The organism is Streptomyces sp. NPDC056361 (genome assembly GCF_042262805.1).
Lineage (GTDB): Bacteria > Actinomycetota > Actinomycetes > Streptomycetales > Streptomycetaceae > Streptomyces.
In genome coordinates this window covers 1-13,807 of record NZ_JBHJQI010000011.1, presented here as the reverse complement: position 1 = coordinate 13,807, position 13,807 = coordinate 1, and the positions used below count along the sequence as shown (strand labels likewise).

Genomic DNA, 13,807 nt, shown 5'->3' with positions numbered 1-13,807 from the left:
GCTCGATCACCTGCCGGAGGTCGTCGGGGTGGGGTCCTGAAGCTCTGGTGCCTGCGCCGTCCGTGCCCACCCGTTCCCGGCGGGGCCCGCACCGGTGGGGCTTCCGCCGGTGGATTCGGCGTCGGTCGGAGTCACGCCGGTGTCCGCCCGCGCGGTTCCCGCGTCCGCCCGGTCCGTGTCGGCGCCCGCCGGGGCGACGGAGGTACGGGTGCCGGTGGTGGTGGCGGTGCGGGTGGCGGCCGTGTTCGTCGGGGCGGTCGTGTTCGTGGGAGCGGCGGTGTTCGGCGGCGGCTTCGGCATGCCGGTCGGCGTCGGCTTCGGCTTCGGCTTCGGGGTGGGGCTGGGCTTCGGGGAGACGGCGACGGAGGGCTCGCCGAGGACCTTGCCGTCGGGGCCGAGGAAGGCGGGGCTGCCGCCCGGGACCATGCCGAGCTCGCGGGCCCGGCGCTCCAGCGCGTCGGGGGCCGCGTAGTCGTCCACGTCCCGCTGGAGGGCCTGCTGCTCGTCGGTCAGCTCGGTGGTCTTGGTCTTGAGCTCGTTCAGCTGGAAGGAGCCCTGGTTGAGGGCCGAGTTCAGCAGGAGCAGGGAGATGAGCCCGCCGCCGAGCAGGACGACGACGAGCAGGACGAAGGGGGTGCGGGCGGCCGAGCTCGGCCCCGACGGCATGAGCCGTCCGAGCCGCGCGGCCCGCCCTTTGAGCGGCCCCTTCGCCGTGCTCACAGCACGTCCTCCCGGATGCGCTCGACACCCCGGAGCCGGGCCGGGGCGGCGCGCCGGTTCTCGGCGACCTCCTCCTCGGTGGGCAGCTCGGCGCCCCGGGTGAGCAGCTTCAGGCGGGGCTGGTACTTCTCCGGGACGATCGGCAGACCGGGCGGGGCGGTGGTCGCCGCGCCGGCGGCGAAGACGCCCTTGACGATCCGGTCCTCCAGGGACTGGTACGAGAGGACGGCGACCCGGCCGCCGACGGCGAGGGCCTTCACGGCCGCCGGGATGGCCTTCTCGACGCTGTCGAGCTCGCGGTTGACCTCGATGCGCAGGGCCTGGAAGGTGCGCTTGGCCGGGTTGCCGCCGGTGCGCTTGGCCGCCTGGGGCAGGGCGTCGCGGATGAGCTCGACGAGCCGGGCGCTGTTGCTGAACGGCTCCTTCTCGCGCTCGCGCACGACCGCGGAGACGATCCGCTTGGCCTGCTTCTCCTCGCCGTACGCGCGGAGGATGCGGACCAGCTCGCCGGCCGGGTAGGTGTTGAGGACCTCGGCCGCGCTGATGCCGGTCGTCTGGTCCATGCGCATGTCGAGCGGCGCGTCCTGGGCGTAGGCGAACCCGCGGTCGGCCTCGTCCAGCTGCATGGAGGAGACGCCGAGGTCGAAGAGGACGCCGTCGACCTTCGGGATGCCGAGCCGGTCGAGGACCTCGGGCAGTTCGTCGTACACGGCGTGGACCAGGGTGGCCCGCTCGCCGTACGGGGCGAGCCGCTCGCCGGAGAGCCGCAGGGCCTCCTTGTCGCGGTCGAGGGCGACGAGCCGCACCTCGGGGAACCGCTTGAGCAGGGCCTCGCTGTGGCCGCCGAGGCCCAGGGTGCAGTCGACGACGACCGCGCCGGGGCGCTCCAGTGCGGGGGCCAACATGTCCAGGCACCGCTGGAGCATCACCGGGACGTGTCGGTCGTTGCTCAATGCGCCCTCTCAGAACCGGCGCGGAGGCACGTACCGCGGGAGGAGGCCGAGCCGTAGGTACCGCCGCACACACGGGGGAGAAACCGCGGGAACCGCTCGATGTCTCCGTTAACTCCGCGTCACTTTAGTCCACCGGACGCGCCGGTCAATCAACCGGCTGGCGCGTCGCACGACGCCGGTCGGCCGTGCGGACATTCCGGACGCCTCACTCGTTCGGGTCCATGATCCCCGCGCCTGTGGATTAGCTCACAACAAGACTCGATGGCGTTCTTTGTCCCCTCTCACAGCAGGCCCGAGCGGCTTGTGCCCGTTAACGTCGAAACCATGTCGACCTCCGCGCACCCCTCTGCCGACGCCATACGCACCGGCGCCTCGGTCACCGACCGTCTCGTCGAGGCCAACGAGAACTACGCCGCCGGCTTCACCGACCCCGGCATGGACGCCCGCCCCGTGCTGCGCGTCGCCGTCGTCGCCTGCATGGACGCCCGTCTCGACCTGCACGCGGCCCTCGGGCTCGAACTCGGCGACTGCCACACCATCCGCAACGCGGGCGGCGTGGTCACCGACGACGTGATCCGGTCCCTCACCATCAGCCAGCGCGCCCTCGGCACCCGCAGCGTGATGCTGGTGCACCACACGGGCTGCGGTCTCGAGTCGCTCACCGAGGACTTCCGGCACGAGCTGGAGGACGAGGTCGGCCAGCGCCCCGCGTGGGCGGTCGAGGCCTTCCGCGACGTGGACCAGGACGTCCGCCAGTCGATGCAGCGGGTGCGGACCTCCCCCTTCCTGCTGCACTCCGACGACGTCCGGGGCTTCGTCTTCGACGTGACGACGGGCCTCCTGCGCGAGATCGACCCGGCGTAAACGCCCAAACCTCGGCATTTCCCCCGCACTTGTCCGCGGGCAAGTGACACGACCCGGCCACGGCAACAAGAATGCCCGGGTGGACACCCCCCGAACATCCCGCGGGGGCAGGTGTCCGTGTTCCGGAAGGCCGAGGAGGGCCGGGTGACGACCTATGACGATCGAGCGAGCCTCACTGATCTGACCACCACCGCGGAGCGAGTCCGCAGGTCGGTGGAGAGCGTGATCGAGGGCAAGCCCGAGGTCGTACGGCTTTCGCTGACCGTGCTGCTCGCCGAAGGACATCTCCTCATCGAGGATGTCCCCGGCGTCGGCAAGACCATGCTGGCCAAGACGCTGGCCCGGTCCATCGACTGCTCGGTGCGCCGCATCCAGTTCACCCCCGACCTGCTGCCCTCGGACGTCACGGGCGTGTCGATCTTCGACCAGCAGCGCCGGGAGTTCGAGTTCAAGCCCGGCGCGATCTTCGCCCAGATCGTGATCGGCGACGAGATCAACCGCGCCTCGCCCAAGACCCAGTCCGCGCTCCTCGAGTCCATGGAGGAGCGCCAGGTCACCGTCGACGGCCAGACCTACGAGCTGCCCAGCCCGTTCATGGTCGTCGCCACCCAGAACCCGGTCGAGATGGAGGGCACCTACCCGCTGCCCGAAGCCCAGCGCGACCGCTTCATGGCCAAGGTCTCCATCGGCTACCCGAGCGCCGAGGCCGAACTCCAGATGCTCGACGTGCACGGCGCGGTCTCCCCGCTGGACGACCTCCAGCCGGTCGCCCACGCCCACGACGTCATGAAGCTGATCGAGGCGGTCCGCGCGGTCCACGTCGCCGACGCCGTACGCCGGTACGCGGTCGACCTCGTCGCCGCCACCCGCACCCACCCCGACCTGCGACTCGGCGCCTCCCCCCGGGCCACGCTCCACCTGCTGCGGGCCGCCAAGGCCTCCGCCGCGCTCAGCGGCCGCGAGTACGTCCTGCCCGACGACCTCCAGGCCCTCGCCGCACCCGTGCTCGCCCACCGGCTGCTGCCGACGGCGCAGGCCCAGCTGAACCGGCGCACCGCCGAACAGGTCGTCCAGGACATCCTCCAGCGCACCCCCGTCCCGGCCGCGGCCCCGCCCGCCGGACCGCTCTACGGCCAGCAGCAGCCCGGCGCCCGGCGGCTGTGATGACGACCGCTGCCGGACCGGACGGACAGCGGGAGGACGACGACCGGGGCGGCCTGCGGGCCGCCCTGGGCGGCCTCACCACCCGCGGCCGCTCCTTCCTCGCCGCCGGCGTGGCCGCCGCCGTCTGCGCGTACGTCCTCGGCCAGGCCGACCTGCTGCGCGTCGGACTGCTGCTCGCCACCCTGCCGCTGATCTGCGTCCTCGTACTGCACCGCACCCGCTACCGGGTCGCGGCCTCCCGCCGCCTCAGCCCCCAGCGGGTCGAGGCGGGCACCGAGGCCCGCGTCCAGCTGCGCGTGGAGAACGTCTCCAAGCTCCCCACCGGGCTGCTCATGCTCCAGGACCACGTGCCGTACATGCTCGGTCCCCGCCCCCGCTTCGTCCTCGACCGCGTCGAGGCCGGCGGCCGGCGCGAGGTGTCCTACCGGGTCCGCTCCGACCTGCGCGGCCGCTTCCCGCTCGGCCCGCTCCAGCTGCGGCTCAACGACCCCTTCGGCATGTGCGAGCTGACCCGCTCCTTCAGCGCCTACGACACCCTCACCGTCGTCCCGCGGACCGTGCCCCTGCCGCCCGTGAAGCTCACCGGCGAGGCCTCGGGATACGGCGACGGGCAGCAGCGCTCCCTCGCGCTCGCCGGCGACGACGACGTCATCCCCCGCGCCTACCGGCACGGCGACGACCTGCGCCGCGTGCACTGGCGCTCCACCGCCCGCTACGGCGAACTGATGGTCCGCCGCGAGGAGCAGCCGCAGCGGGCCCGCTGCACCGTCCTCCTCGACACCCGCCGGATCGCCTACCAGGGCTCCGGCCCCGACTCCGCCTTCGAATGGGCCGTCTCCGGCGCCGCCTCCGCCCTCGTCCACATGCTGGCGCGCGGCTACGCCGTCCGGCTCCTCACCGACACCGGCAGCGCCGTGCCCGGCGAGGGCTCCGAGGGCTTCGCCGGCACCGCACAGGACTCGGCCGACTCCGCCGGACTCCTGATGGACACCCTCGCGGTCGTCGACCACTCCGAGGGCGCCGGGCTCTCCCGCGCCTCCGACGTGCTGCGCGGCGGGAACGAAGGGCTGCTCATCGCCTTCGTCGGCGACCTCGACGAGGAACAGGCCGCCCTCACCGCCCGGATGCGCGGCCGCAGCGGCGGCGCCATCGCCTTCGTCCTCGACTCCGGCACCTGGCTCACCGGCGGCGCCGTCACCGGCGCGGTCGAGGACCGGGTCCAGCAGTTGCGGGACGCGGGCTGGACGGCACTCGCCGTACCGGCCGGGGCCCGGCTCGCCGACCTGTGGCAGCAGGCCGCCGGAGCACGCGCGGAATCCGCCGCGGACACCTACGGAGGCTGGTCATGAGCGGCCGCGCACGGCTGACACTCGCCGCCTGGGGCGCCACCCTGATGGCGTCCGGGGCGCTGCTCCCCCTGGTGAAGCCGGCGACCTGGATCTTCACCGCCGCCTTCGTCCTCGCGCTGGTCAGCGGGGTCGGCACACTGGCCCGGCGGGTCCCGCTCGCCCGGCCGCTGACCCTCCTCGCCCAGATCGCCGTCTCCCTCCTCGCGCTGACCGTGATCTTCGCGCGGGAGCAGGCGGTCCTCTGGCTGATCCCCGGCCCGCGGGCCCTCACGCACGCCGCCGAACTGTTCCAGGCCGGCGCCGACGACGTCGGCCGGTACGCGATCCCCGCGCCGGACACCGAGGGCATCAGGCTCATGCTGGTCGGCGGCGTCGTCGCGATCGGACTCCTGGTGGACTCCCTCGCCGTCACCTACCGCAAGGCGGCCCCCGCCGGCCTGCCGCTGCTCGCCCTGTACTCGGTGGCCGCCGGACTCTCCGGCGGCGGCGCGGGCTGGCTGTGGTTCCTCCTCGCCGCCTCCGGTTACCTCCTGCTGCTCCTCGCCGAGGGCCGCGACCGGCTCTCCCAGTGGGGACGGGTCTTCGGCGGAGCCCAGCGCTCCGGCCGAACCGGCTCCACCGTCGCCGGCGGCCCCGCCATCGCCCCGGCCCGCACCGGGCGCCGGATCGGCGCCGTCGCCATGGGCATCGCGCTCGTGGTGCCGCTCGCGCTGCCGGGCCTCAGCGGCGGGCTGTTCGGCAACGGCGGTGGCGAGGGCGGCGCGGGCACGGGCCAGGGCGGCACGATCTCGGCCGTGAACCCGCTGGTCTCCCTCCAGGACAACCTGCGCCAGCCGGAGGACCGCGAGGTCCTGCGCTACCGCACCAACTCCCGCAACACCGGCGACTTGTACCTGCGGCTCGTCGCCCTCGACCAGTTCGACGGCACCTCGTGGAAGTCCTCGGTCCGCCCGATCGAGGCCGTGCCCAAGCAGCTGCCCTGGCCTCAGGGACTCTCCCAGAGCGTCCAGATCACCGAGGTGACCAGCAACTTCGTCGCCTCCGACGCGTACAAGCAGAAGTGGCTGCCGATGCCGTACCCGGCCGGCCGGGTCGACATCGACGGACGCTGGCGGTTCGAACCGGCCGGGCGGATGCTCGTCGGCGACGACAAGCAGACCACCGAGGGCGCCCGCTACCAGGTCGCCAGCCTCGACATCCGGCCGACGTCCGCCCAGCTGTCCGCCGCCGGGCCCGCGCCCGAGAAGCTCCGCCGCGAGTACACCAAGGTGCCCGACTCGCTCCCCGCCGACGTGCGGGCGACGGCCCTGACGGTCACCAAGGGCGCCCGCAACGACTACGAGCGCGCCGTGCGGCTCCAGGAATGGTTCGCCCGCGACGGCGGCTTCCGCTACGACGTCGAGGTCGAGTCCGGCACCGGCGTCCAGGCGATCTCCCGCTTCCTGAAGGACAAGCAGGGCTTCTGCGTCCACTTCTCCTTCTCGATGGCGGCGATGGCCCGCTCGCTCGGCATCCCCGCCCGGGTGGCCGTCGGCTTCACCCCCGGCACCACCCAGACCGACGGCTCCGTCTCCGTCGGCATCCGCGACGCGCACGCCTGGCCCGAGCTGTACTTCGAAGGCGCGGGCTGGACCCGGTTCGAGCCGACGCCCGCGCGCGGCTCCACCCCCACCTACACCCGGGAGACCACTCCCTCCGGCACGGCCACCGGACCCGCGCAGCCCCAGCAGAGCGCCTCGGCCCAGCCGTCCGCCGCGCCGAGCGCCTCGGAGAACTGCACCCCGCAGATGCGCCGGCTCGGCGACTGCGGTCCCGACGCGGCCGCCGGCGGTGCCTCCTCCGACGGTTCGGGACCGGCGCCGATGACCGTGGTCCTCATCTCCCTCGCGGCACTCGTCGTCCTCGTCCTGCCGCTCGTCCCCCTGCTCTGGCGGACCCGGATCCGGGCCCGGCGCCTCGGATCGGACGGCGGCCGCGGCCCCGCGGAGACGGCGGCGCGCACGCTCGCCGTCTGGCAGGAGATCAACGACACCGCCTGGGACTACGGCGTCGAGCCCGACGAATCCCGCACGCCGCGGAACACGGCGGCCCGGCTCGTCCGCCTCGGTGAGCTGCACGGAGAGTCCGCGGACGCGGTGCACCGGGTCGCGCGGGCCGTCGAAGAGGTCCTCTACTCCCCCCGTCCGACTCCGGCCGCCGGTCTCGCGGAGGACGCGGGGCTCGTTCGTGCGGGCTTCCACGCCGCCGCGGACCGGTCGGCTCGGATCCGGGCCCTCCTCGCCCCCCGCTCCGCCGTTCGGCTCCGCCACTCCCTCGCCGCCCGCTGGACCTCCATCCTCACCTCCCTCACTCCCCGCCTCCCCACCCGCAACCCCACCTGACCCCCGGGCGCGTGCCGCCCCTACTCCACACCCGGGCGCGGCCCGGACCCCACCCGGGTCCGGCCCGCGCCCCCTCCTTTGCACCCGCCCCGGCGCCACGCCCGGGGGCTGGACGCGCGGCCCCGTAAGGCGGGGGGATGGACGCGCGGCCTCGTAGGGCGCGGGGGGGTGGACGCGCGGCCTCGTAGGGCGCGGGGGGGGGTGGACGCGCGGCCTCGTAAGGCGCGGGGGCGGGGAGAGAGGGGACGCACTGAGCCCCGCGGGGCGCGCGGGGGCGCGGGCCGCGGGGCTCGGTGGGGTAAGGGGTGCGGGGCTTCCGCTCAGGGGGCCGTCAGTGGCCGCCGCCCTGCTGTTCGTCGCGGCGGCGCTGCCACCGCTCTTCGATGCGGTTCATCATGGAGCGTCGCTGCCGGGTCTGACGGCCTCCGGCCGCCGTCCCGCCTCTGGCCTGCTGCTCACCCGGCTTGGGCGCCTTGCGCCATCCGGTGACCGCCAGGACCGCGCAGCCCAGCATGACGAGGAATCCCACCACGCTGATCCAGATCTGCTGTGCGACCATTCCGGCCATGAGGAGCGCGATACCCACCAGGAAGCCGGCGACTGCTTGGTAGACCCGTCGTCGGGTGTACGTACGCAGTCCGCTTCCCTCGAGCGCTGTCGCGAACTTGGGATCTTCGGCGTACAGCGCTCGCTCCATCTGCTCGAGCATTCGCTGCTCGTGCTCCGAGAGCGGCACGGAGTCCTCCTAGTCGTCGGTCGCGGGGGCGACCGGTTTGCGGCCCTTTCAGGATAGGCAGGGAATCGCCCCCGTGAAACCCGCCCTCAATGCCGAATAGCCAATCCGGGCCGCCATGCGGATCGGTTGCTGAGGCGTTGATTCCCCGGCCCCTTGTCCGTCATGCCGGATGGTGTCCCCCGATCATACGGGGCTGAACCCCTTGACGGGCGGGCTGTGGCGTACTCCATGGAGTGCCGTGGCCCGCACCGCCGAACGGGTGGCGGTCCCGATCAGGCGCGCTTCTCGCCCAGGAGGTGCAGTTGGGTGGCGATGGCCTGGAAGGAGGGCAGCTCGGCGGCGGCGGCCTCCAGCTTGAGGAGCGCCTCGGCGGCGCCGGGCTCGGTGTCGACGAGGGCACCGGGGACCAGGTCGGCGAAGACCCGGACGCCGTGCACGGCGCCGACTTCGAGTCCGGCTTCGTCGGACAGCTCGGTGAGCTGTCCGGCGGTGAAGCGCCGGGGTACGGGGTCGCCGGTGCCCCAGCGGCCGGCGGGGTCGGAGAGCGCGTGCCGGGCCTCGGTGAAGTGCCCGGCGAGGGCGCGGGCCAGGACGGCTCCGCCGAGTCCGGCGGCGAGCAGGCTGAGGCTGCCGGCGGGCCGGAGCGCGGCGACCGCGTTCCGTACGCCTTCGGCGGGGTCGTCGACGTACTCCAGGACGCCGTGGCAGAGCACGGCGTCGAAGCTTTCGCGGGCGACCACGTCGAAGAGGCCCCGGATGTCTCCCTGGACGCCGGTGACGAGGTCGGCGACGCCGGCTTCGGCGGCGCGGCGCTCCAGCGCGAAGAGCGCGTTGGGGCTGGGGTCGACGACGGTGACCCGGTGGCCGAGGCGGGCCACGGGCACCGCGAAGTTCCCGGAGCCGCCGCCCGTGTCGAGGACGTCGAGGCTGTCCTTCCCGGTGGCCTCGATCCGGCGGTCGAGGGCGTCTTTGAGGACGTCCCAGACGACGGCGGTACGCAGGGAGGCGCGCGACGGTCGCGACGACGCCTCTCGACCGAAGACAGGGGAAGGGTCCGGCACGGCTGTTGACTCCTCGGTGACGGGTACGGACGCTCCCCACCCTATGGCCTCGGTAACGCCTTTCGGATCATCCTCCGGACTCGTCGGCCCCCGTCTGCCGCGGCAGCACCGGCTGGAGGTCGAGGAGCCGCTCGACCAGGCGCAGGAAGAACGCGGCATCCCTGAGGAGGTCGTCTGCCTCGCGCCGGGTGGCGGCGCTGGTGATGCCCGCCTCGGCGCGGGCCCGGCGCGGCGCGCCCGAGGCGAAGAGGGCGCTCCACTCGGTGAGCTCGGGTGCCAGTTCGGCGAGGAGTTCCCAGGCGCTCCGTATCCGCTGCCGCCTGCGGGGGCCGGTCTCGGGTCGGGCGCGTGCGGCGAGCACGGCGGCGGCGGCGCGCAGGGCGGCCAGGTGGGCGGCGGCGTACCGCTCGTGGGGGCGGTCTAGGGCGGCGGCCTCGTCGAGGCCGGTGCGGGCCTTGGCGAGGAGATCGAGGGCGGCGGGAGGGGCGGTGGCGCGGCGCGGGACGGGGTGGATGTCGGATGCGGGTCCGGACTGCGCGGGTGCGGGACGGCCTCCGGGGCGGCGCTGGGGCGCGGCGGCTGCGGAAGGGCTGGCCATGACGAACCTCCTGTCGTCGCGTGACGGCGCTGTGGCCGTATGTGTTCATCCTGCCCGCCCCCACTGACAATCACGCTGACCTGGGGTTTTGCCTCAGATCCAACTCAGGGGTAACTTTTAGACTGACTGGTCAGTTCAAAAAGGGGAATGGGGGGTGAGTCCGTGGGCACGGAAGCCGAGCAGCAGCCGCACGGCGCCGCCGTCGTCGCGGACGGCTTCGGACTGAAGGGTCCGCGCGGCTGGGCCTTCAGCGAGGTGTCCTTCCGGGCCGGGCCCGGGTCGCTGGTGGCGATCGAGGGACCGTCCGGTTCGGGCCGCACCTGTCTGCTGCTCGCTCTCACCGGGCGGATGAAGACCCAGGCGGGTCACGCCGAGGTCGGCGGTCTCCCGCTGCCCCGGAAGATGGCCGCCGTGCGCCGGATCACCGCGCTGGGGCAGGTCCCGGGCGTCAGCGAGCTCGACCCGGCCTTCACGGTCGCCGAGCACCTGCGCGAGCGGGCGCTGCTCCAGCGCCGTTACGACGGTTCGGTACGGACGCTCCTGCGGCGCCCCGCAGAGCGGGCCGCGACGTCCCGGGCCCGGATCGAGGAGGCCGTGGCGGCCGCGGGTCTCGACCTCGACGCCCTGCCGAAGGGCGAGCGGACCTCCGTGCGGGATCTGGAGCGGCTGGAGGCCCTGCGGCTCTCGATCGCCCTCGCCCTGATCGGCCGGCCCCGGCTGCTCGCCGTCGACGACACCGACCTGAAGCTCTCGGACGCCGACCGGGCCGAGGCCTGGGCGCTGCTGCGCTCCGTGGCCGCGTCCGGGACCACCGTCCTCGCCGTCTGCAGCGAGGCCCCCGCCGACGCCCTGCGCCTCTCCACGCGCGCGGGTGCGCCGAAGCCCGCGGAGGACACCACCGAGGCGGCCGAGACCGGCGCGAACGGCGCGAACGGCACCACGGACCCCGCCGAGAACAGCGCCACCGGCACCACGGACCCCGCCGAGAACAGCGCCACCGGCACCGCAGACCCGGCCGACACCAGCACCGATGCACCCGCATCCACGACCGAGGAGGGGGCGGCCGATGCGCTCGCCGAAACTGGCCGCGCTTGAGCTGAAGCGCTTCGGCAGGGGAAAGCTGCCGCGCGCCGCGCTCGTCGCGATCCTGCTGCTGCCGCTGCTCTACGGCGCCCTGTACCTGTACTCGTTCTGGGACCCGTACAGCAGGCTCGACAAGATCCCCGTCGCCCTGGTGAACGAGGACAGGGGGGCCACCGCCGGCGACAAGAAGATCAACGCCGGTGACGACATCACCGAGGGGCTCCTGGAGAGCAACACCTTCGCGTGGCACCAGGTGAGCGACGCCGAGGCGCGCGAGGGCGTCGAGAACGGGACGTACTACCTGTCCCTGACCATGCCGGGCGACTTCAGCTCGCGCATCGCCTCCAGCTCCGGCGACTCCCCCGAGACCGGGGCGCTCCGGGTGCGGACGAACGACGCCAACAACTACATCGTCGGGCAGATCTCCCGGACGGTCTTCTCCGAGGTCCGCACCGCGGCCTCCACCAAGTCGTCGCGGACCTTCCTCGACAAGATCTTCATCTCCTTCTCCGACATCCACGACGCCACCGCGAAGGCGGCCAAGGGCGCCGGCGACCTCAAGGAGGGCGTCGACAAGGCGAAGAAGGGCTCCAAGGACCTGGCCGACGGGCTGAAGACCGCCAAGACCGGCAGCGGCGACCTCGCGGCGGGCCTGAAGAAGCTCGACAAGGGCGCCAAGGACCTGGAGAGCGGCTCGCGGAAGGTCGCGAACGGTACGCAGACCCTCGCCGACAAGGTGAACGGCACCGCCGACCAGGTCCGCCCGTACCTGGCGAACAACGGCAAGTCGATCCGTGACACCGCCCGGCTCGTCTCCGACTCCACCACGGCCGCCCAGAACAACCTGGCCGACCTGGTGCGGCGGGCGCCCCTGGTCCGCTCCGCGGCCCACACGGCCGACGACGGCCTCGCCGCGCTGCACCGCGAGGCGTGCGTGGACGACCCGGCCCCCGACGCCAAGATGTGCGAGCTGCTCAGGAAGGCCTCGGTCAGCGCCGGCGACGTGGCCACGATCGCCGACGACGTGCACGAACTCACCAAGGAGGACGCCGCCGACCTGAAGACCCTGGACGCGCGCCTGACCAAGCTCAAGAAGCAGGCCGACGAGCTCGCCGCCCGCGCCCCGCACCTGGACGAGGACGTCGAGGGCGCCATCAGGAAGATCAACGAGCTCAACGCGGGCGCCAAGCAGGTCGCGGCGGGCGCGGACCGGCTGCACACCGGCGTCACCCAGGCCAGGACCGGCTCCGTCAGCCTCGACACCGGCGTCGGCAAGCTCAAGAAGGGCGCGGGCGACCTGGACGGCGGCCTGTTCAAGCTGGCCGACGGCTCGGGCACCCTCGCGACGGGCCTGAAGGACGGCGTCGCGCAGATCCCGGACTACGACAAGCAGGACCGCGACCGCCGCACGGAGGTCATGGCCGACCCGGTGCGGCTCGCCTCGCAGTCGCTCCACAAGGCGGCGAACTACGGCACCGGCTTCGCCCCGTACTTCATCCCGCTCTCCCTCTGGGTCGGCGCGATGGTGGCGTACATGATCATCCAGCCGCTGAACCGCCGCGCCCTCGCCGCCGGCGGCTCCGCCTGGCGGATCGCTCTGGCGGGCTGGCTGCCGGTGGCGGCGATCGGCGTCCTCCAGGTCGCCGCCCTGATGTCGGTCCTGCACTGGGGCCTCGGTCTCCAGATGGCCAGGGCCGCCGGCACGGTCGGCTTCCTCGCCCTGGTCACCTGCTGCTTCGCCGCGATCATCCAGTGGCTCAACGCCCGCTTCGGCGCGGCGGGCCGGATCCTGGTCCTCGCGGTGCTGATGCTCCAGCTGACCTCGGCGGGCGGCACCTACCCCGTCCAGACCAGCCCCGCCTTCTTCAACGCCGTGCACCCCTTCCTGCCGATGAGCTACGTGGTCGAGGCGCTGCGCCGGCTGATCACGGGCGGCGGGATCGGCCCGGTCTGGCAGGCCTGCGCGGTCCTGACCGCGTTCACCGTGGGCGCCCTGGCGCTGACCGCCGTCTCGGCCCGCAAGCGGCAGGTCTGGTCGCTCGACCGGCTCCACCCCGAACTGACCCTGTGAGACGGGGCCGGTGACCCCCGCGACACCTGTGAGAATCGACCCCATGGACAGCAGCAGCACCCGACGCCAGGCCACGCGCGCGAAGCTCTACGAGGCGGCCGTCACCCTCATCGCGGAGCAGGGCTTCTCCGCGACGACGGTGGACGAGATCGCCGAGCGGGCCGGCGTGGCCAAGGGCACGGTCTACTACAACTTCAAGAGCAAGACCGAGCTCTTCGAGGAGCTGCTGCGCCACGGGGTGTCGCTGCTCACCGCCTCCCTGCGGACGGCGGCCGAGGAGACCGCCGAGCGCGGCGGCAGCCGCGTCGACGCGCTCGACGCGATGATCCGGGCGGGCCTCGTCTTCATCGACCGCTACCCGGCCTTCACCCAGCTGTACGTGGCCGAGCTCTGGCGCACCAACCGGGCCTGGAACTCGACCCTCCTCGTGGTCCGCCAGGAGGCCGTGGCGGTGGTCGAGGGGGTGCTGCGGGAGGGGGTCGCCGCCGGTGAGCTCAGCGACGAGATCGACGTCCAGCTGACGGCCGCGGCGCTGGTCGGGATGGTCCTCGTGGCCGCGCTCGACTGGCAGGCCTTCCAGAGCGAGCGTTCCCTCGACGACGTCCACGCGGCCCTCTCCCGACTGCTGCACGGCCGCGTCGGCGGCCGGTGACGTCGAGCGGTGTCCCGCTTCTCCGCGCGGAGGAGCGGGACACCGCTCGACGGGCGGCACGCGCGCGGAGAGCCGGCAAGCGCTCGACCGGCAGCACGCGCGCGGAGAGGCCGGAAGCGGCGGAGTCGCGAGAAAACGGAAACGCCGGTGCGGCGAGGCTCGATCCCCCCGAGCC

At 73.4% G+C, this 13,807-nt stretch carries 12 protein-coding genes; 7 read left to right on the top strand and 5 right to left on the bottom strand.

What is annotated here, in order from left to right:
* Positions 1-6: 6 nt before the first annotated feature.
* Positions 7-720 (bottom strand): septum formation initiator family protein, encoded by a 714-nt coding sequence (locus ACFCY7_RS05620; protein ID WP_376481595.1) that lies wholly within the window; start codon positions 718-720, stop codon positions 7-9.
* A complete protein-coding gene (rsmH, locus tag ACFCY7_RS05615; RefSeq protein WP_376481594.1) occupies positions 717-1,673 on the bottom strand; it encodes a 16S rRNA (cytosine(1402)-N(4))-methyltransferase RsmH in 957 nt (318 codons plus the stop codon). Before rsmH ends, ACFCY7_RS05620 begins: the two co-directional genes overlap by 4 nt.
* A gap of 324 nt (positions 1,674-1,997) precedes the next feature.
* Between rsmH and ACFCY7_RS05610 the strand changes: the two genes are divergently transcribed.
* The 4 genes from ACFCY7_RS05610 (at position 1,998) to ACFCY7_RS05595 (ending at position 7,431) form a co-directional block, all read left to right on the top strand.
* Complete coding sequence (locus tag ACFCY7_RS05610) at positions 1,998-2,537, top strand: beta-class carbonic anhydrase (RefSeq protein ID WP_376481593.1); 540 nt, start codon at positions 1,998-2,000, stop codon at positions 2,535-2,537.
* Positions 2,538-2,681: 144 nt separating this feature from the next.
* Positions 2,682-3,701 carry an AAA family ATPase gene (locus tag ACFCY7_RS05605; protein ID WP_376481591.1) on the top strand — a complete coding sequence of 340 codons (1,020 nt, stop codon included), beginning with the start codon at positions 2,682-2,684 and terminating at the stop codon, positions 3,699-3,701.
* Entirely contained in the window at positions 3,701-5,050 is a 1,350-nt protein-coding gene (locus tag ACFCY7_RS05600; protein ID WP_376481589.1) for a DUF58 domain-containing protein, read from the top strand. Before ACFCY7_RS05605 ends, ACFCY7_RS05600 begins: the two co-directional genes overlap by 1 nt.
* On the top strand, positions 5,047-7,431 hold the full coding sequence (locus ACFCY7_RS05595) for a DUF3488 and DUF4129 domain-containing transglutaminase family protein (protein ID WP_376481587.1): 2,385 nt from the start codon (positions 5,047-5,049) through the stop codon (positions 7,429-7,431). The genes ACFCY7_RS05600 and ACFCY7_RS05595 overlap by 4 nt, the downstream gene beginning before the upstream one ends.
* A 331-nt stretch (positions 7,432-7,762) precedes the next feature.
* Here ACFCY7_RS05595 and ACFCY7_RS05590 read toward each other — a convergent pair whose 3' ends face one another.
* The 3 genes from ACFCY7_RS05590 to ACFCY7_RS05580 form a co-directional block, all read right to left on the bottom strand.
* Positions 7,763-8,167: a DUF3040 domain-containing protein gene (locus ACFCY7_RS05590; protein WP_376481585.1), complete on the bottom strand. Its 405-nt coding sequence runs from the start codon at positions 8,165-8,167 to the stop codon at positions 7,763-7,765.
* Positions 8,168-8,439: 272 nt separating this feature from the next.
* Positions 8,440-9,228: a class I SAM-dependent methyltransferase gene (locus ACFCY7_RS05585; RefSeq protein ID WP_376481584.1), complete on the bottom strand. Its 789-nt coding sequence runs from the start codon at positions 9,226-9,228 to the stop codon at positions 8,440-8,442.
* 67 nt (positions 9,229-9,295) lie between these two features.
* Positions 9,296-9,826, bottom strand: a complete 531-nt coding sequence (locus ACFCY7_RS05580) for an SAV_6107 family HEPN domain-containing protein (RefSeq protein WP_376481583.1) — start codon at positions 9,824-9,826, stop codon at positions 9,296-9,298.
* A 147-nt stretch (positions 9,827-9,973) separates the two neighbouring features.
* Here ACFCY7_RS05580 and ACFCY7_RS05575 point away from each other — a divergent pair, with 147 nt between their 5' ends.
* From ACFCY7_RS05575 to ACFCY7_RS05565, 3 genes are read left to right on the top strand one after another with little or no spacing between them, the layout of a single operon-like run.
* A complete protein-coding gene (locus ACFCY7_RS05575; protein WP_376481581.1) occupies positions 9,974-10,921 on the top strand; it encodes an ATP-binding cassette domain-containing protein in 948 nt (315 codons plus the stop codon).
* Positions 10,893-12,980, top strand: coding sequence for a YhgE/Pip family protein (locus tag ACFCY7_RS05570; protein ID WP_376481579.1), 2,088 nt, complete (start codon positions 10,893-10,895; stop codon positions 12,978-12,980). Before ACFCY7_RS05575 ends, ACFCY7_RS05570 begins: the two co-directional genes overlap by 29 nt.
* A 43-nt stretch (positions 12,981-13,023) precedes the next feature.
* Positions 13,024-13,632, top strand: a complete 609-nt coding sequence (locus ACFCY7_RS05565; RefSeq protein ID WP_376481578.1) for a TetR/AcrR family transcriptional regulator — start codon at positions 13,024-13,026, stop codon at positions 13,630-13,632.
* Positions 13,633-13,807: the final 175 nt, after the last annotated feature.

Coding starts and splice junctions, on each gene's coding strand:
- ACFCY7_RS05570 (WP_376481579.1), top strand. CDS start 10,893: ATGCGCTCGCCGAAACTGGCCGCGCTTGAGCTGAAGCGCTTCGGCAGG.
- ACFCY7_RS05595 (WP_376481587.1), top strand. CDS start 5,047: ATGAGCGGCCGCGCACGGCTGACACTCGCCGCCTGGGGCGCCACCCTG.
- ACFCY7_RS05600 (WP_376481589.1), top strand. CDS start 3,701: ATGACGACCGCTGCCGGACCGGACGGACAGCGGGAGGACGACGACCGG.
- ACFCY7_RS05580 (WP_376481583.1), bottom strand. CDS start 9,826: ATGGCCAGCCCTTCCGCAGCCGCCGCGCCCCAGCGCCGCCCCGGAGGC.
- ACFCY7_RS05610 (WP_376481593.1), top strand. CDS start 1,998: ATGTCGACCTCCGCGCACCCCTCTGCCGACGCCATACGCACCGGCGCC.
- ACFCY7_RS05575 (WP_376481581.1), top strand. CDS start 9,974: ATGGGGGGTGAGTCCGTGGGCACGGAAGCCGAGCAGCAGCCGCACGGC.
- ACFCY7_RS05565 (WP_376481578.1), top strand. CDS start 13,024: ATGGACAGCAGCAGCACCCGACGCCAGGCCACGCGCGCGAAGCTCTAC.